General features: G+C 44.6%; 14 protein-coding genes. 6 read left to right on the plus strand and 8 right to left on the minus strand.

Going from position 1 to position 18,738, the window contains the following annotated elements:
• Window positions 1-69 precede the first annotated feature (69 nt).
• Together ABID99_RS03350 and ABID99_RS03355 are read left to right on the plus strand one after the other, a co-directional pair.
• Window positions 70-1,389, plus strand: a complete 1,320-nt coding sequence (locus ABID99_RS03350) for a vanadium-dependent haloperoxidase (protein WP_373612846.1) — start codon at window positions 70-72, stop codon at window positions 1,387-1,389.
• 467 nt (window positions 1,390-1,856) lie between these two features.
• Window positions 1,857-2,588, plus strand: a complete 732-nt coding sequence (locus tag ABID99_RS03355; protein ID WP_373612847.1) for a GntR family transcriptional regulator — start codon at window positions 1,857-1,859, stop codon at window positions 2,586-2,588.
• A 559-nt stretch (window positions 2,589-3,147) separates the two neighbouring features.
• On the opposite strand, the gene ABID99_RS03360 is transcribed toward ABID99_RS03355, so the two are convergent.
• Window positions 3,148-4,419, minus strand: coding sequence for a formylglycine-generating enzyme family protein (locus ABID99_RS03360; protein WP_373612848.1), 1,272 nt, complete (start codon window positions 4,417-4,419; stop codon window positions 3,148-3,150).
• A 154-nt stretch (window positions 4,420-4,573) separates the two neighbouring features.
• On the opposite strand from ABID99_RS03360, the gene ABID99_RS03365 reads away from it, so the two are divergent.
• A complete protein-coding gene (locus ABID99_RS03365) occupies window positions 4,574-5,602 on the plus strand; it encodes an LD-carboxypeptidase (protein WP_373612849.1) in 1,029 nt (342 codons plus the stop codon).
• Here ABID99_RS03365 and ABID99_RS03370 read toward each other — a convergent pair.
• Window positions 5,599-6,606 carry a zinc-binding alcohol dehydrogenase family protein gene (locus ABID99_RS03370; RefSeq protein ID WP_373612850.1) on the minus strand — a complete coding sequence of 336 codons (1,008 nt, stop codon included), beginning with the start codon at window positions 6,604-6,606 and terminating at the stop codon, window positions 5,599-5,601. The genes ABID99_RS03365 and ABID99_RS03370 overlap by 4 nt on opposite strands.
• A gap of 258 nt (window positions 6,607-6,864) precedes the next feature.
• Here ABID99_RS03370 and ABID99_RS03375 point away from each other — a divergent pair, with 258 nt between their 5' ends.
• Window positions 6,865-7,128, plus strand: coding sequence for a winged helix-turn-helix transcriptional regulator (locus ABID99_RS03375; protein WP_373612851.1), 264 nt, complete (start codon window positions 6,865-6,867; stop codon window positions 7,126-7,128).
• Window positions 7,129-7,134: 6 nt separating this feature from the next.
• Here the strand turns inward: ABID99_RS03375 and ABID99_RS03380 are convergent, their stop codons facing one another.
• On the minus strand, window positions 7,135-8,298 hold the full coding sequence (locus ABID99_RS03380; RefSeq protein ID WP_373612852.1) for a hypothetical protein: 1,164 nt from the start codon (window positions 8,296-8,298) through the stop codon (window positions 7,135-7,137).
• A gap of 226 nt (window positions 8,299-8,524) precedes the next feature.
• Here ABID99_RS03380 and ABID99_RS03385 point away from each other — a divergent pair, with 226 nt between their 5' ends.
• Both ABID99_RS03385 and ABID99_RS03390 read left to right on the plus strand, forming a co-directional pair.
• Window positions 8,525-9,304 carry an SDR family NAD(P)-dependent oxidoreductase gene (locus ABID99_RS03385; RefSeq protein WP_373612853.1) on the plus strand — a complete coding sequence of 260 codons (780 nt, stop codon included), beginning with the start codon at window positions 8,525-8,527 and terminating at the stop codon, window positions 9,302-9,304.
• Window positions 9,305-9,567: 263 nt separating this feature from the next.
• Window positions 9,568-10,374 (plus strand): phytanoyl-CoA dioxygenase family protein, encoded by an 807-nt coding sequence (locus ABID99_RS03390; RefSeq protein ID WP_373612854.1) that lies wholly within the window; start codon window positions 9,568-9,570, stop codon window positions 10,372-10,374.
• A 294-nt stretch (window positions 10,375-10,668) separates the two neighbouring features.
• Here the strand turns inward: ABID99_RS03390 and ABID99_RS03395 are convergent, their stop codons facing one another.
• The 5 genes from ABID99_RS03395 to ABID99_RS03415 all read right to left on the minus strand — a co-directional run bounded on the left by ABID99_RS03395 (window position 10,669) and on the right by ABID99_RS03415 (window position 18,730).
• The gene (locus ABID99_RS03395; RefSeq protein ID WP_373612856.1) at window positions 10,669-12,759 is read right to left on the minus strand and encodes a hypothetical protein; all 2,091 of its coding nucleotides are present in this window, start codon (window positions 12,757-12,759) and stop codon (window positions 10,669-10,671) included.
• A gap of 8 nt (window positions 12,760-12,767) precedes the next feature.
• The gene (locus ABID99_RS03400; RefSeq protein WP_373612857.1) at window positions 12,768-13,778 is read right to left on the minus strand and encodes a glycoside hydrolase family 43 protein; all 1,011 of its coding nucleotides are present in this window, start codon (window positions 13,776-13,778) and stop codon (window positions 12,768-12,770) included.
• A 318-nt stretch (window positions 13,779-14,096) separates the two neighbouring features.
• Window positions 14,097-15,167, minus strand: a complete 1,071-nt coding sequence (locus ABID99_RS03405) for a cellulase family glycosylhydrolase (protein WP_373612858.1) — start codon at window positions 15,165-15,167, stop codon at window positions 14,097-14,099.
• Between the two features lie 176 nt (window positions 15,168-15,343).
• The gene (locus ABID99_RS03410) at window positions 15,344-16,483 is read right to left on the minus strand and encodes a sialidase family protein (protein ID WP_373612859.1); all 1,140 of its coding nucleotides are present in this window, start codon (window positions 16,481-16,483) and stop codon (window positions 15,344-15,346) included.
• Window positions 16,484-16,657: 174 nt separating this feature from the next.
• Window positions 16,658-18,730 carry a beta-L-arabinofuranosidase domain-containing protein gene (locus tag ABID99_RS03415; RefSeq protein WP_373612860.1) on the minus strand — a complete coding sequence of 691 codons (2,073 nt, stop codon included), beginning with the start codon at window positions 18,728-18,730 and terminating at the stop codon, window positions 16,658-16,660.
• Between the last annotated feature and the right edge of the window lie 8 nt (window positions 18,731-18,738).

Here is an 18,738-nt window from a genome sequence, read left to right on the forward strand (position 1 = left end):
TTAGCTTTGATCTGAACCCCTGATTTGAGGGGCAGACCAATTAAACTGATCAAGCCGTTGCTGTTCATCATGATGAAGAGACTATATTTTGCATTTATCGTTATTATAACCTGCTCATCATGCGGTAAGAAAAGCTGGGAAAAACCGGCCGAAACCCCGGATTTTATCCACCGGTCTATCAAAGATGTTACTGATGTGGTAAGGCATGATATTTATTCGCCGCCGGTTGCCAGTCGTATTTATGCCTATATTTGTGTGGCTGCATATGAGGCTGCGCGAAATGGCGATGATCATTACCAATCGCTTGAAGGGCAACTGAAAGGGCTCGACTCGGTGCCTAAGCCTATAGCCGGTAAAAAATATTGCTTCACGTTATCGGCATCTCATGCTATTTTAACCGTTGGCAAAATCCTGGTGATGAGTGAGGGCAGGATAGAGGGTTTTCATGACAAACTGATGCAGGAGTTTAAAAATACCGGCATGCCCGATAGTGTTTATGATAACTCGATAGCGTACGGTAAACTTATTGCCGACAGGATCATAAAATGGGCGGGTAAGGATAACTATAAACATACCCGCTCATTATCAAAATATGATGTGCAAACCGATGACGCAAGCTGGAAGCCCACCCCACCGGCCTACATGAAAGGTATTGAACCGCACTGGAACGAGATCCGCCCATTTTTGCTTGATTCGGCACAGCAATTTAAGCCGGCTCATCCCTTTACCTTCAGCAACATCCCCGGCAGTAATTTTTACAAGCTGGCTATGGAAGTATATGATACCGGCAAGCACCTCACCGATGATGAGGCAACTATCGCCACCTTTTGGGATGATAACCCCTTTAAGGTGAATATCAACGGGCACACTATGTTTGCCACAAAAAAGATCTCGCCGGGAGGGCATTGGATCAATATCACGGCGCTGGCTTGTCGTAAGGCTAAGGCCGGTTACGTGAAAAGCGCCGAAGCTTATGCTTGTATAGCTGTAGTCATTGCAGATAGTTTTATAAACTGCTGGGACGAAAAATATCGGAGCAAGGTGATCAGGCCCGAAACTTACATTAACCAGTATATTGATCAAAGCTGGATGCCATTGCTGCAAACGCCGCCTTTCCCCGAGTATACCAGCGGGCATAGTGTTGTATCTACCGCATCAGCAGCCGTGTTAAGCAAACTATTTGGCGATGAATTTTCGTTCATTGACTCTACAGAAATGGAGTTTGCTATCCCCGCGCGCAATTTTAAATCCTTTAAGGCCGCGGCCGAAGAGGCTGCTATCAGCAGGTTTTATGGCGGTATCCATTATATGCCATCCATAACTAACGGTGTAGATGAGGGCGATAGGATAGGGCAATTTGCATTAACTAAACTGCATACTAAGAAGTAGCCGGATGACTGGTTTCGACCGTGTTTTTATGAATGGCCCAACCCGGCGCCAGTTCAGAATATAAATACTGATACCAGGATTAGCAAGTAGTATGAAAGTAGTAACGCTTTCGCCAGATTCATAACGACATAATCAGGTGATTTATAAGTAATTAAAGGGTTATTTCCATCAGTTGTACCTTTAGTCGAGGGGTAATTATGGAACAATTTATAATATTAAACAATGAAATAACTATTTGTATGAACATTAAGTTATGGAGCTCTGAAAGTAAATAGTCGATACCAATCACTGCTGCGTAGTTAGGTTGGTAGAAATAGAATAAAGTCATTGAATTATTAACGTTCCATACAATATATAAATATCCTGTTTGGCGAATTAAAACACACGCTTAAACCATGTAAATACATAATTAACCTTTTTACTATCTTTAGCCATATATTTCCTCATTAAGGTTAGTAAAAGCCATTATGAAATTAGCCATCGACCATAAAAGCCCTATTCCACTCCATATACAGGCCGAGCAATTGCTTCGCGAACTGATCAAAGGCCCGGTTTACCAGGCGGGTAAATTATTACCTAACGAGGTAGAGCTGGCAAAAAAGTTGGCTATATCCCGCACAACACTGCGCCAGGCTATTAACAAACTGGTTTACGAAGAACTGTTGATCCGCAAAAAGGGTTTTGGTACCAAAGTTGCTAACTCGAGGATCAGTTCAAAATCGATGAACTGGCTCAGTTTTTCGCAGGAAATGAAAGCGAGAGGTATTACCGTAAAAAATTATGAGCTGCATGTAAGCTGGGTATTTCCTGATGAAAGCACCGCCAGCTTTTTCGATATCAGTACAGAGAAAAAAATTGTGAAAATGGAGCGGTTACGGGGCAGCAGCGACAATCCTTTTGTTTATTTCATCTCTTATTTTCACCCGCGGATAGGCCTTACCGGCGAAGAAGATTTTAAACGCCCGCTTTATGAAATGCTGGAGGACGAATATTCTACGATAGCAAACCTGTCAAAAGAAGAGATCAGTGCACTGGAAGCTAATAAGTTTATTGCCGCCAAGCTTGAAATTGAAACCGGCAGCCCCGTATTGTTCAGAAAAAGATTTGTTTACGACCAGGGCGAGCGCCCCATGGAGTATAACCTCGGCTATTACAAAGCCGAAAGCTTCGTATACACTGTGGAAAGCCGCAGGACCTGATTATAAAGCGCTATACCCGATACCGTTAAGTTAAGAATTGACAAGCTGCACCAGAGGTGCAAAGGTTTGTAGCATATTAGCGCCTCCAGCTTTCCATTGCCCCAGAGGGACAAAACCACGCGCTTTGCCACTCAAATGGTCCCAGTATTTTATGGGTTAAGTTAAACTTAAGAGGGAATCTCGCAATCCCCCACTTTTTAAGTTAACGACTATGTTCATTAGTTCATTGCCAATTATCCATAAACCAATCGCTATCTATAAAAAAATACCAATAAAAATAAAATTTTCATACTAAGATGACAATAAATGTAAAGATTACACGTATATTTGTAACATCATGTGAATGGCTGACAGGCAGCGCCGCCGGTTCGACTCCGGGTTTACATCTCTTCTCATAATTTAGGTTTATAATTGGTTAGAACGCATTCCTGCCCATCAGGAGTGCTTCTTTTTTTTATGCCCTTTTTGAAGCGGAAGGCGGAATGCTTAAAGCAGAAAGCTTTTGAACTTGTTACCCATTGTTCCCGATAAACTCTTATATATAATATCACGAAATATATTAAAGTGCTTTTTGGGTATCCTGTGTCGTATTATTACCATGCTTAACATCCTTTACACACCTAAAGCCAACGTGGTTTGTTGCCGAGCGATATTCGCCTTTACCTCTCGAGCCTACCATATAGCGGGTGCAGTACTGGTCAGTACATAAAAATGAGCCGCCTCTTTGAACCTTCTTTTTTTGCCCCGGCTCCTGCGGATCTGAAGAATCAGAAGGCCCTTTAGGATTGCGCGCAACCATATTAGGATTAAAACTATTATAATAATCATTTCGGTACCAGTCAGCACACCATTCCCATGCGTTGCCGGCCATATCATACAAACCGTAAGCATTCGCCGGGTATTTTTTTACCGGCCCCAGGCCGGTTTCACCATCTTCGGCATTATCATGATCAGGAAAAGATCCCTGGAATGTGTTGGCCATCCAGCGCCCGTCCTGTTTTAACTGGTTGCCCCAGGGGTATAGCTCACCGGCTTTACCTCCTCTTGCAGCAAACTCCCATTCGGCCTCTGTGGGCAGGCGTTTTCCGGCCCATTTGGCATAGGCAGCAGCATCTTCCCAGGCTACCTGTACTACCGGATAATTTTCCTTCCCTATCAAGTCGGAGCCCGGCCCAAGCGGGTGTTTCCAGTCGGCCCCGTTTTGGTACGACCACCATTGCGAAATATCATCTAACTGTACTTTCTGGTGCGGAGGGGTAAAAACCACCGATCCGGCAACCAGTTTTTCGGCCGGTACACCCGGAAATTCAGCCTCGGTAGGTTTTTGTTCAGCCACGGTTATATAGCCGGTAGCTTTTACAAATTTGGCAAATTGGTTATTGGTTACCTCGGTTTTATCCATGTAAAAACCATCAACAAAAACCCGGTGAACAGGCCTGGCATCGTCCATGGCTTCCATACCGCCATCGGTCATACCCCTTGGATTAACCCCACCCATGCTGAAAGTGCCGCCGGGGATCCAGGCCATATCATGAGCTGCTTTATCGGCCGGTGTACTGTTATCGTTAACTATTGTGGGTTTAAATGCCTCCCCGCCCTGGTGCATGTATAAAATACTGTCTTCCCTGATCATCCCGTTTTTGGTACAGGAGATAGCTGCTTTAATTTTAAAACCGGTGGCTGATGCATTAACTACAGGCCTTGAAGTTGTGGTATCAGTTTCATCTTTATGACCAGTGGTGTGGCAAGCCTGGAAAACGAGCGACAATAGCATCAGGGCAAACCCTGTAAATAATTTAATTCCGGTAAATGGGATATACTTTATCTTCATCAAATTCAAACTTACTGATCTTTAGGTAAAAGCAGGCGAGAGGTTATGTAAAGATTATAGGATAATGAATTTTGCCTGCCGGGTATTCATCACTTATTACCCCGTTTTTTATACTTTTATAAACCCTGTTGTATCAAAATGCAGCAGGTATAAAATGAACCGAAAACGCTTCATCTCATCCTTAGTCACTGCCGGCGCCGCGTTATCAACCTCAGGGGCGTGGTCGGTTACGCCCCCCAATCCTTATGCTAAAGCTCATCACAAAATCCCTCTCTATTTACAACATGGAGATACCATAGGCATTATCAGTCCATCGGGATATATGAGCCTGGCTGATCTTATACCGGCTGTACAACTTATGCAAAGCTGGGGCTTTAAGGTAGAGCTTGGCGATAACACAGGCAAAAAGGATTTTATATACGGAGGAACAGATGAAGAACGCGTGGCAGACCTGCAGCAGATGCTGGATAACCCGGAGATTAAAGCCATTATGTGTGCAAGGGGAGGTTACGGATTGGTGAGGATCATCGACCGGCTGAATTTCAGGCAGTTTAAAAAGAAGCCCAAGTGGATCATCGGCTTCAGCGACATTACCGCGTTGCATTGCCATATCAACCGCAATTTTGGTATTGCAACCTTGCATTCAAAAATGTGCAACAGTTTTCCTGACGACTGGGCAAAGGCCGATCCCATGCAGATGGCCACCATTCAATCCATCAGGCAGGCACTTACCGGTGAAAGTCTTAATTATTCGTCACCTGCTTGCCCCCAAAACCGCCCCGGAGAAACCGATGCCCCCTTGGTTGGCGGTAACCTGAACCTGATCGCGACGCTTTCAGGCACGCCGTCTGACCTTGACACGGATGGAAAAATCTTATTTGTTGAAGATACCCATGAACGCCTTTACAATATCGACCGCATGTTCTGGAACCTGAAACAAAGCGGTAAACTTTCGCGCCTGGCCGGGTTAATTATAGGAGGCTTTCAACTAACGCCGGATATTGAAGGCGAAGAATTCGGTCACACCATTTATGATATCGTTACCGAAAAAGTAAAGGATTATAGTTATCCTGTTTGCTTTGATTTCCCGGTGGGGCATCAGAAAAACAACTTCGCCCTTAAATGCGGTGTACAACACGTACTTGAGGTAGGCGCAGATGGGAGCACATTAAAAGAGATTTAAAACTTTTGAACCTCCATAACCAACTTTTTACCGTAAATACGATTAGTTTCCATCAGCCGGTGGGCCTCCCGCACAGTTTCAACGCTAAGGTTGCCGATAATATTTATGGCAGGCGCATCAATTTCGTGATTTTCAATTAGTTGGGCCAAATGATTGAGCGTATCACCGTACCATGAAAGGTTATTTTCAATTGCAAATGCGTAGGCCGCAATGTTGAGGATATTGGCCCCTTTATCAAATAAAATTTCGCGGGCGACAGAGGTACCTAAAAAAGTAACATCAACATAGTTCCCGTTCATTTTTAATACATCGGCAGCGGTTTCGGCTATTGTGCCTCCAACAAGGTCAACAGCATAATCAAACCGCTTACCTTGGTTGGCCGCAATAATCAGCTCTTTTAAATCCGGTTGATTATAATTAATGATTTGCCCGTCACAAAGGCCGAGGCTTTGCAATGCGGCTACACTTTGCCCGCTACCTGCCGTAGCTACGATGTTTGAAACCCCATTCGCTTTTAACAGTTTTATCAAAAACCTGCCCACGCCACCAGCCGCGCCATTAATAAAAATGCTGTCAGAAACTTCGGCCTTCATCCTGGTAAAACTATGCCAGGCCGTTAAACCCGACGAAGGGATAGCTGCAGCTTCTTCAAAACTGATATGGTGAGGTTTACGGCCAATCATCCGGTAATTCAACGCCATTAATTCGGCATAACTTCCGTTTGAGCCGCGGCTACCGGCCAGGGCAATCACCTCATCGTCCGGCTTAAAACCGATAACATCGGGCCCCACCTGTTGCACTATGCCCGAAAGTTCACGCCCTAAAATTGGTGAGCGCATCAGCCTGCTTTCGCGTAAGCCCAGGCGCATCTGGTAATCAATAGGATTAAAGGCCGATGCTTTGATCTGGATCAGCACTTCGTCATTTTTAATTACAGGAGGATCCAGATGAGTTAAACTGAAGTTAGATACATCGCCAAAACCGTTCAATTGTATTGCTTTCATAAATGCAGCGCTTTAAATTTGCTTGTGCCCAAAACTAAATACCCGACACGTAAATAATCCTTACTACTTTAATTGGGAGCAACTCACAAAAAAAGGAGTACTTATATAGGTTCTATTATTTAATTTTAACAATCAGGCTATTGGCTTTCAGCTTTGTGCATTCTGCTTTTAGCTTTTATATACTTATGATCAAAGAAAACTCATCAAACGCCATAAACAAGGCATTTCCTGTACCGGTCGTGCCGGATAAACGGCGCATTGGACGCTATTTCGGGCAGGTGGAAGGCGCTTATCGTTATTCATATCTCCGAAGGGAATGACCGCTTTAGCTTGTTAAAAGCAGCAATGCAAGGTATAACCGATCAAACATTAGGTAAACAATTGAAAGAGCTGGAAACTTCAGGGCTCATAAGCAAAACCATCATTCCTGCTGTGCCCACGCGGGTTGATTATACCTTAACGCCAAAAGGGGAGGCGCTGTTGCCAATTTTGGCCAACCTGTCTGAATGGAGCGACATGTAAGCTGTCTTATTTCAGATTCTCATCAAAATCAATAAACAGATCGGCCTTATCATTATCATAAATACCGCCTGCTATTATGCTTTGTCCGGTTGTTCCGGGATTATTGCCATGCCCTAATGGCCATGAACCTTTTGAATTAGTTACCCCGAAACCGGCATATGAAGCTGCCTGCAATGCAAAATCGGTACAGTTATTTTTTGACAGGTGATACTCCAACCCATCGTATAAACGGCTTAGTTTCAGGATCCTTTTAAACCGGCGTTCGGTTATAAACTTGCCCATTACTTCATCCCACTTGTGCGCCTCATCATTTTTGAAAGTGCCCGAGGTTTCCGGCTCCCATGGAGTGGCTGAAAATATATTGTCCTTTTTAGGATAAAATCCGAAGGAAACAGAAACCGAGCTTGAATCGGTGTTGTACTTGATGAGGGTGATAAAAGTATGACCGGTGTTAGCCCGTACAAATACGGTCGGTTTACCTGGTTTTGGCTGTTTTACATGAAATAATAGCGCGTAAGCAGCCGCTTTTTTACCATCGTTAAAGGTATTCAAAATGCGATTATAAGTGATAGACTTGCTCTTCTTTTCTTTTCTATCTTTTAATTGAACCGGGGTGTTTACAAATACCGAATCGTCATTCGCGTTAATGGCCAGCAGGCCGCTGTTTAAATGTAACTGCCGGCCGGTTGTATCAGAAACAAGAGAATCAGGAGCTGCAGGTACAAGATTATTTCCGTCCTTTTTAGATACCATCGCTTTAAAAAAGCATTTCATGGCCAAAGGGTACAAATGCAGCCTGGCAAATACATTGGCAAGCTTATAATATGATTTAACTTTCGCCTGGTTATAAATACTTTCGCCGGTATTATTGGCCGATAGCTCTTTTAAATAGTTCAACACCTTTTTACGGCCGGCATGGGTATCCAGTTCACTTTCCAGATCCGTCTCAAAAGCGGCGTCGGCTTTATCAATAACAGGTTTGTTTGATACCCCCGCAAGCAGCTTGGACGAATAACTATCATCAATTATACTATGGGCAGATGTATCGGGCCGCAGGTTGAGCTTATACCTTATCGAAGCCGAGAGTTGGGCCGATGCAGGAAGTACAGATAACATAGAACCAATGACTACAAAGGCGCTGAATAAATATTTTGTACGATAAGCGGTCATGATCAATTTTAAGCTTGTGATAATTGTTGTGTTACAGATATAATAACGAATAGGGGAGCGGTTAAGATTTACCGGCAACAACAATAACCTTGCTGGTTGTAGCTTAAAAAACGAAAACGGGACAGTATAGTTTTCATATCAACACAAACGTAATAACATTTTAAATAGTCTACAAGTTTAGTAGATTATTTTTATTTAAACTTGCAGTGCAGATATACTTATAAAAATGATGGATCAGTACGCTTTAGTTACGGGAGCAGGTAAAGGCATTGGGCGGTCAATGGCTATATTGCTGGCTCAAAAAGGATATAACCTACTGCTGGTTTCCCGGTCGGAGAATGACCTCATTGCCTTATCTGCCCAAATAAAAGCCAACTTTCATGTTAAGACTGATTATCTCGCGATTGATCTTTCCAGCACGGTTGCTGCCCTCCGGATCTTTGACTGGGCTAAAAATTTAAATGAACCAGTATCGATATTAATAAATAACGCGGGGCATGGCGCATGGGGAAATTTCGACGAGCTGGATCTGAGCGCACAAACAGGTATGATGCACGTTAATATGAATGCCCTTACCGAGCTCTCTTATCACTTTATCCCGCTTTTAAAATTGCAGCAGCGGGCTTTTATCCTCAATGTATCCAGCACCGCGGCTTACCAGGCGGTACCGACACTGGCTGTATATGCAGCCACCAAAGCGTTTGTTTTATCATTTAGCCGGGCTTTAAGATATGAGCTTAAGGAAACGCCGGTATCAGTAAGCTGCCTTTGCCCCGGCCCTACAGACACGGGCTTTGCCCACAGCGCGGGGATGGATGCCCTGGCCGAACTGGCAGCCAAATTTAACATGACAGCAGATGAGGTTGCGGCTATCGGCATAAAAGGAATGTTCAATAAAAAGGCCGAAATAGTCCCCGGATTTTTAAATAAGCTCTCGGCCGCAGCGGCAACATGCAGTCCTAAAAGCCTGATTGAACGCGTAACAGCAGGGCTTTATAAGCATTAAGAAATATTTTCAGAAATATTTGGTATGATTAACAATTTGTTTAAATTTGTATTAATCTACTAAAAAGATAGATTTAATATATATTGAACAATACGCACAACATAATATTTGCATGCCCAATGCGAATGCCCTTGATAACAAGGGTCATGTGCAGCTGTTGTTGTTAATTTTCCCTTAAAGGATCCGCTCCTTTCTTACACCGCCCAGGCGGTACCCAGCGTTTACAAATTCATTTCCCGGTACAATAATATCTTTTCCACCACATGGCAGCGTCATATCAAAAATTCACCTTAGGCTCAACAATTACGCCCGAACAGCAAGCTTTTTTTAATCAGCACGGCTTTATTCATTTTAAAAACTTCATTAAGCCCGAAACAGTTACTGACATCATCAATGCATCAAAACAGGTTGAAAATACCTGGATCAGCAACAAAACTGAGAAGGTGAATGGCGTACCTATTAAATACGGCAAAGATCTTGACGGGTCGCCTATTGTGCAGCGTTTTGCTTTTATTAATCAGCATCATAACCTGTTAAATGAGTTCACCAAAGATCCGCGTTTCGAGGTACTGCTTAACCTCATAGGCGAAGGCTCGCGTTTAGGAACTGAAGAAAAGGACGGCATGGTTTTTAACCACTATGTAAACGGCCCCGAAAGTAGCTTTACCAAAATGGGCTGGCATACCGATGGCTTGCGCGATATTTTTCACGGGCAAAAGTTAAACCCAATGTTGAATGTCGGCATCCATCTCAGCACGCTGAAACCCGAGAACGGCGGTTTACGCATCCTGCCCGGTACACATAAGCAAAACCTTTACCAGATGCTTTTCCGTAAAAAGTATTTCCTTGATCATGATACCGACGAAAATGAGGTAGCTATTATCCCCACAGCCGGCGACCTGACCATACATGACGGCCGCTTGTGGCATCGCGTAGCCCAGTCAACCGTAATTGGTGAAGCAAGCCGCCGCAGGGTAATCTATATCCCCATTATTGCAGGCAAATATGAGCCCAAGCATGCCGACAGCCCTACCGCCTTTTATCAACGTTTTGCAAGTATTGTTAAGTAAAAATTTATGTTAATTGCCTTATTCATCAGTTATCTCATCCGCACCGGGAAAGTGGCAGTCCTGAAAAGCTTTTTCACAGAGCGGGCACTGGTTAAAATCCCTGTAAAATACACACCGAAATATTTAAGAAGAACGGTTCAGGTCTGAATATTACCTGAACCGTAATTTTATAAGTGTTCACGCTATTTAAACTATGCCGTTGTTTGTGTTGTCACCAACAACGGCGGCGGCCGGCTAGAGGCCGTTTTTATAGTTGCCACTCGACTGGAGCCGAGCGGCGGCGTAGGTTTGTTTTTACTTCAACCAAACCGTTTGTGTATAAGCGCCATCAACCGCAGCATCCCATACTTCAAGCCGTACCCATTTGCGGCCTTTCATGTTTAACACTTTACTAAATGTTTTTGTGCCGAAGGCCTGGGTTGAAGTAAGATCGATGTGCTCACGATAAACCCGCTTCCCATCTCCCGAAATGATTTCGGCAAAATTGAGCGGGAATGTCCAATTGGTTTTAAAATTGACGGTACATTTACCATTGACAGGGAGGGCGATGGTTTCGCCTGAAGAATGGCCGTTTACGGTAAAATCTTCTATCAAAACTTCGCCGGTAGTGGAAAAGAATTTTCCCTGCTCCAGTACATCGAGTACAGGTTGCCAGCCATTTTTATATTGCGGCTGTTTGGCGAGCTTCAGGTAGTTTACGTTGAGATGGGCGTACATTTCATTTTCAGGCTCGATGCTGAACAAGTCAGCTTCGGAAAGTACTTTCTTTTTCAGGCCCCAGTTATTCATATCATCCATCAGATCAAATACCCGTTTGCCTAAACGAGGCTCTGAAAGATCAGCAGGTAAAGCTTTCCAGGCAGCTCCTAAAAATCTGTCGGACAGGTAAAAATCTTCTTTTTTATAAGCATCCGGGAAACCGGTTGATCCCTTTGTACGGGCATGCGCTGTCCAGGCCAAACCATTTTCGGCTTTAAGCAGGTTCAGCATATCGGCTTTGTCCCCAATGTGGTAAACTTTGCCATGTTCGGCATCAGTGCTTTCAAAAGGAGCACCCGCTTTGCGCGACATGATCCAATAAACCGGCTTAGGGAAAAATGCCAGCCAGTGCCCGCCGAAAAACTCATTAGGTTCCTCGCCGGGCAGCAGCAAAAAGTTTTTATCCGACAAACGGCTGCACTGGTCAAACAGTGCTTTTAACTCCTTAAGGCGTTGCTCATCCGGTCCTTTGGGATGGGCGGTATAATGAAATTCAGCCAGATGAACGATATTAATACCCTGCCTTTTCAGCACTTTCACAAACGACGGGCTGTCTGGAACCGGCTTACCCGCCAGCACCACGCTCATGACAAACTCATTATGAAAATGACTTGCCATGGTTTTATAACCGGGCAGCGGCTTGTAACTGTCATCATGGGTGAATAGCTTTACTTTATTCAGCAGGTTATCGGCACCATCATTACCCAGCAGGCAAAAAAAGTTGAGCCGTTGTTTAGTTCCGGGAGGCGCGTTAAACCAGGGAACGTACCGTTTATCGCCCTGTAACTCCTGCCGGATGCCAAGGCCATAGCCCGGAAGCAGGTTGCGGTAATTATTACCGTGCCAAACAAATTTGAGGTTGAAGGCTTCATCCAGCGGATAAAAATACTGGTGCGGCGCGGGGAATACGGCTATACTGCCTTTATCGTTACTCCCGATAATAGTACGGTATTTTACAGCAAGATTTTTGGCGGTATCTGCCTGGTTAGCCTTATCATTTTGCAGGTGCTCATAAACATCACTGTAACTTACTGTTTTAACAGGTTGAGTTTTCGCTACTAAACCGGCATCATACAAAATAGCTGTCGAGTCAATTTGCGTCGATACCATAGCGGCCACATTAAACATGGGCTCGCCGTTATAGAGAGTTATCTCCAGGTCGCCTTTAAAATTGGGAGCTTCTAATCCGGGCAGGATAATTATAGTGCGCGAGCCTTTGTTGCTTACGCTGATGCCCTTTTTATGAAAATCTATTTTGTATGAATGGTGAGGTTTCAGCGGTACTTTATCAAAAAAGATGTTCCAGCCGTTTTGAGAGATGAGGTCACGCTTACCTTCTGTAAGGATAAACTGCGGATCGACATTTTCAATTACCGGCTTATAAATTCCTCCTTTACCTAATTGGATACTGCTGAACAAGGGCTGATCATTTTTGAGATTTAAAATAAGCCTGCCACTGCTGTTGCTTCCTGCCGGCCAGGTTACTATAACGTTTGTAGTACTCGCGTTTATGCTTACACCGGCGGCCGGTTTAAAATTTTTGTTACCCGATCCCTGTGCCTGAACTTTAAAAAAAGTCAGCGACAGTAATCCGCAAACTACAAGATGTTTTAATTGATGAGCCATGTTGTTTGTTATTTAGTTACCACCGGCCAGCCGTTTTGATATTTGATAGGGCTGATACACATTACCCTGCCTTTTTCCTTATGTGCTATCTCAATAGCATGATAGGCTATGAATTTGTTCCCCTTTTCATCGGTGAAAATAGAATTGTGGCCGGGGGCTGTATAAACCGCGTCTTTTATTAAAATGGCGCTATTGAGTGTTTGATCGCTTTCTCCCAATCGTACAAACGGACCGAGCGGATTATCTGCCTTGGCTACCATCACAGCATAATTAGCCCCGGTACCACAACAGTTATCACCCGAGTAATACAGGTAATACGTACCGTTATCATAATCAAGCCATGAGCCTTCAACCAAATTGCTGTAACTTTTGTCTTTTCCCGGCTCAACTACAACGGTTGGCTGTGAGCCCTCTTTAAAGTCCGACCAGTCATCTTTCATCTCCTGTACCCGCAATGGCTGAAAGTCCGATCCCCAGTAAAGAAAATGCTTCCCGGTTTTAGGATCAACAAAAGCTTTTGGATCTATACAGTGAAAATCCGGGCCTTTCATAAATGGGGTGCCCCGGTCTGTAAAAGGGCCAAGCGGGTTATCTGCATAAGCAATGCCCATCCATTTGCCGGTCAACTCGTTTGGATCGGCTGAAAAGAACATCACAAATTTATTGAGTTTGGCATCGAAGAAAACATCCGGCGCCCAAAAGTTTTGCGTATTGGAAGCCCATGAAGGTTTTTGCGGCAAAGCATCACCAGCGTAAGCCCAATGTTCATGATCAGTTGACCAGGCCACCTGGATATTGATCATTTTCCCATCACCTCCCGGCGATTGGGTGGCGTACGCATAATATTTACCCTTATACCTGATTACCGTAGGATCGGGGAAATCCCTGTCGAGCACGACATGGATAAGGCCATTATAGGGCGCTGTATGTTTAATAGGTTCAACTTGCTGTGCATGGCTGCTGCAGGCGGTTATAGGACCGAACAGGCCCAGCATCAGGTAACTAAAAAACTTCTTCATAGGTGTAATTGGTTTATAATTCGGAACAAGACTTACGAAGTTTTAAAAATGTAAGTCTTTTATCGCCTGCGCGCAAACATCAGGGTCCTCTGCGAGAGACCCTGATGGGACGGTAAAACTTCTTCATAGGTATAATTGGTTTAATACATTGAAGGCGGCCACAGATAATTTTATCCAGTAGGCAATCAAAGAAGCGTCATTGCGAGGTACGAAGCAATCCCAAACTGTACAGGGCGGATCTGCCTATCGGGGATTGCTTCGTACCTCGCAATGACGCATTTTTTATTGAATCTTAACGCTTTGCCGACATCAAACAGACTATCTTCCGGTCAATTTCTTGATCAGGTTTGTTTCTTCAGGGATGTAGGCAGTACCATCCTTACGGAAAATATCATGGAACCACAATTTAGGTTCTTTACCATCAGGCATTGGGGTATCCCAGGCGTAAATGGTATTGGTTTTGCCGCTTACAAAACCCCAGTTTATAGCGCCTACATTTTCTTTTTTAAGCATTGGCAATACCGTACCGAACAGACTGTTACGCGGACGGGCCATATACTCAGTACAAATCAACGGGCGACCGTTCATTTTCAGGAACTGTACCGTTTTGAGGTGTTCAGCTTCCGGGGTATAATCATGATAAGTAATAATATCCGAGTTAGCTATCTGGAATTTGTTCAGATCTTCCAGATCCCAACGCCATACGCCTGCGCTAATTGGCTGACTTGGATTTACCTGCCTTGCCCATTTAAACACGCTTTTCAACAACGGCAAAGTCTTGTTGCCTTTATCCGAGTTGCCTGGTTCGTTGTACAGGTCCCAAAGCAATACGCGTTTATCATTGGCGAAACGTTTCAATACGTCCTTCACATATTTCTCAAGCACCGGCGAATTTGCTGCGTTATCAGATGCCGGCTGTCCGGGGTCCTGCATCCAGCCCGAATTATGGATTCCCGGTTTTGGCTCCGGTTGTTTACCCGCTTTAGGTACTTTATTCCAGCAGTCATCAAAAAATACAAACATGGTTTTTACGCCGTGTTTACTTGAAATGGCAAGGTACTCGTCCATGCGTTTTTTGAAACCTTCCGGATCCTGCTCCCAGGCTAAATGATGCAGGAAAACGCGCATTACATTCATACCAATACCTTGCGCATAGCCTAATTCTCTATCTATTGTTTTTGGATCGAAGGTATCGGCCTGCCACATTTCCAACTGATTGATGGCTGTGCTTGGAATAAAATCGGCACCAACCAACCATTGCTGCTGTGCATACCAGGTTTTCGCCTTCGCCTCAGACCATACCTGTGCCGGCGCCTTTCGCTGCGCCATTACCCTCATCCCCAATGGCATTGCCAAAGCAAGCGCCAATACTTTTAGTTTTGTTTGCATCTATAAGTGTTTAATAGTTTAATTCTGTTTTGTTTTTTTAATTCCCCTCTTGAGAGGGAGCGCGTACGATAGTGTGATGGCAGGGGTGTGTTTCTTCGGTGTTCATTGCGTATTGGATAAACACACCCCTCCACCCCTCTCAAGAGGGGAATCGCACCGCCCCGGCTTTTTGCTCCTTACTTCTTTTTCACCACTCTCCCCTTTATCATCCATATCTCCGTCCCCTTCCCAAAGGCATTTGTTGATGTTAACGCGATAATGGTATCATCATTAAGCACACACAACGCATTCCACAATCCGTGTTTGTTAAGCGGAATATCAAATGGCGTTGGTACACTCACAAAATCTTTAGCATTACTATCACTTAAAGCTACCTGCATACAGGCTTGCTCCCAGTTATGGTTACGGTTTTGCGTGCTTTGATAGGATAGCACAGTTTCGCCACTGTGCAGTTGCCTTAAGTAAGGCGCTCCTGCGTAAACCGTATCCGGCAATTTGGGTGTTAACGCGTATGTACGTTCGGCATCATCAGGCCCGACTGTTTTTTGCCAGTTTTGGCCGATGCTGTTGCGGATGATAGACGGTTTAAAACTTGTACCCGCGTTATCTTCTATGGAAAACACTATTTCATTTTTTCCTTTCAGGATGATGGGTACCGGCATACCATCCCGATGATTTGGCCTGAAGGAGACTATCTCAGGCTGCTTAGTCCAGCTTAAACCGTTATTCTTCGACCGGAATATGGATATATTCTGCTCGTTTGATTTGGTATAAACACCTTCGTTTGAAAAGAACAATTGAATTTCGCCTGATGGCAATTGAATCTGAGACGGTTCCCAGCAGCCATCGTCAAAATTGTAGCGGGCTTCGTAAACCAGGCGTTCGTCCGTCCATGTTTTGCCTTTATCGTAGCTTTTTTTGGTGCAGATAGCAAAGTGTTTTGTGGTATCCCAACCGCCGTTTACCTTATGCGGGCGCGGATTGTATGATGCCAGTAACGAGTGATCTTTCAGTTCCAATATCTCGGGCACCGCCATGTTTACGCCCGGTAGTGGTTTGGCAATTATTGCAGGTTGGTTCCAGCTTTTACCAAGATCGCTGCTTGTAATACACTCAATGCCCCCGGCGCTTTCATAAACGCAAAACAGGTTGCCATTACTCAGCTGGATCATGCGGGCGTAATTGCCGTTCTTGTTACCTACCTGTTTTAAGGTGGTTTGATCCCAGGCAATGGTTTTGTTGTTAACGGCATTGTGTTGCCCCAGAACCATCACCGGGGCAAACACACCCATTAACCAAATGAATATCTGCCGCATAACCAATTATATTCTCTTTATTCCTGTTGATACTTATTTGACATCTGCCAGCCAAAAACCAATGGCTTATCCCTGTTGCAAACCATGTTTCTCCATTAAACTCCAGCTCGGCAGCGTGGATGGATGTGCGCCTGGTTGTATAACTGTAAGCGCCATCGGCATCTGTATTGCTCATTATTCAGCAACCGGAAAAGCCGAAATCCTTAACCTTGCACCTCCCATAGGCACCAATGTAAGCTCTTTAGCAGGCTCTTCTGTCTTCACCGGGCTTTGCGGCAATACTCCGCATAAACCTGTTTCATCTATCTTCCAACCGGGCAGCTGTTTACCTTTTGCTTTCAACTCTATCGGCGCAGTGGTATTGGTGAACGGATTATTGTCCTTTGGCCACGCGCGGTGAACAACCTCTATCGATTTTTCAGGATGTTGCTCATCTATCAGTAAACCATAGTTCCATGGCGATGCAGCGTAGATGTTATAAGACGGCCATTTTTGAGGATCGGCACCGGGTTGCCAGTGCGAATCGCCCTGAGCATCTTTCAGGTTATCTCCTTTGGTATATTGCTCTTCTATTTTCAAAGAATAGGTAAGCGGGCCATAGCTAACACTTACGCTATTTTTGTTTTTAGCCCATTCTTTCACCTTAAGCTGCATTGGCAACTGAAGCGTTACTTTATCGCCATTTTTCCAGTTTTTTGCCAAACGGATATAATCGCCAGTTGAGGTGTTTACATCTACAGCTACGCCATTAACTTTTACCGATGTGCTTTTGCACCATTCAGGTATGCGCAGGTAAAGCGGAAAATCAACTGCTTTTGGTGTAGTAACTGTAAAATTGATCTGATCTTGGAAAGGGTAATGACTTGTTTCGGCAATGCTTACCGTGGTACCGTTGCCAACTTTAGCGTTAACCTTACCTTCGGTATAAAGCAGGGCGGCTATACCATTGTCAGGGGTAGCCATCCAACTGTTTTCGGCATAATATACCCAGCCTGCAGCGTGGTTATGCTGACAGCAACGACTACCAAAAGGGTTCATCATTAAAAACGGACCTTCATTGGCAATGCCCGGATGGTGGTTTTTACCATCACTCACCACCATGTTAGGTGCAGTTAGATAACGTAAAGCACGATAATCGGGCATAAAGGCAGCCGGGAAGGTATTGAAAGCTACGTCCTCGCAATTCTCTGCCCAGAAACGGTCGCCGGTATTGCCCAATAACATCTGGTCGGATGTCATTTGCTCTACCAAACCACAGGTTTCTACTGCCTGGCGCGGATCATCATAACCCTTACGGGCGTTTTCATCAGCACCGAACATACCGCCTGGAACCTGGCCATAGATGTCACGAATCAGTTTAAAATCATTGTATGTAGCATCCAGATCTTTTTTATCATGACTTTGCAGGTAATAAGTTGCCGGCTCACGGAAACACTGCGCTACGTTAACATTATGCCAGTTGGGCAGGTTATTGGCCTGGCGCCAGTCGGCAGTGTTTTTGTCAAGCTTGGTAGCTAAATCAAGCAAAAATTTATCGCCGGTGCGGTTATACAGCCAATAAACACTCAGCATATTATCCCCGCCGCGGCTGTTTTCCCAGTAATCCTCTAAAAACTTGTTATCAGGCGTAGCTAACTCATACTTAAAGTATTTGGTCATGAAAGGGATAACGCGGGGATCTTTGGTGTATTCGTAATATGATTGCAGGCACCAAAGCATCGGCATGTTAGTCCAGAGGTCACGGTTGCCGTTATGTTCAACCGCCGGACCAAAATCACCGTTGTCACGCTGATTGTTCAGCACGGCATCAATCCAGAATTTGGTTTCGGCTATCATCTTTTTATCCTTCAGCGTGTAGGCTATATCAGCATAACCCTTTAGCCAGTAAGGCAACTCTTCCCAGCCATATTCGCCTTTGCCCTCTTTATTAAGCCAGGCATTGTTGGTTTTTGAAAGCCATACGCTGATCTCGCCCAGGTTACCTGTTAAGCCGTCGCGCTGCAGCTCCATCATTTTTTTGAGCCAGCCGCCGGCTTCAATGCTACCTGTAGGCAATTTGGTAAAATATTGCCTTTGCAAGGGGGCGCGGTTGTTTATATAAAAAGCATTCGCGCCTTTGTTATCAACCGTTGTTACTGTGGTTGCTTTCACGCCCTGGGCATTCACAGTTGCAAAGCCCGCACAGATCATGGCCACAGAAAGACAAACTTCCCTGCGTATTAATTTTATACTGTTTTTTATAGTCATTACGTAAA

It is taken from the genome of Mucilaginibacter sp. OAE612 (genome assembly GCF_041806395.1).
Classification (GTDB): Bacteria; Bacteroidota; Bacteroidia; order Sphingobacteriales; family Sphingobacteriaceae; genus Mucilaginibacter; species Mucilaginibacter rubeus.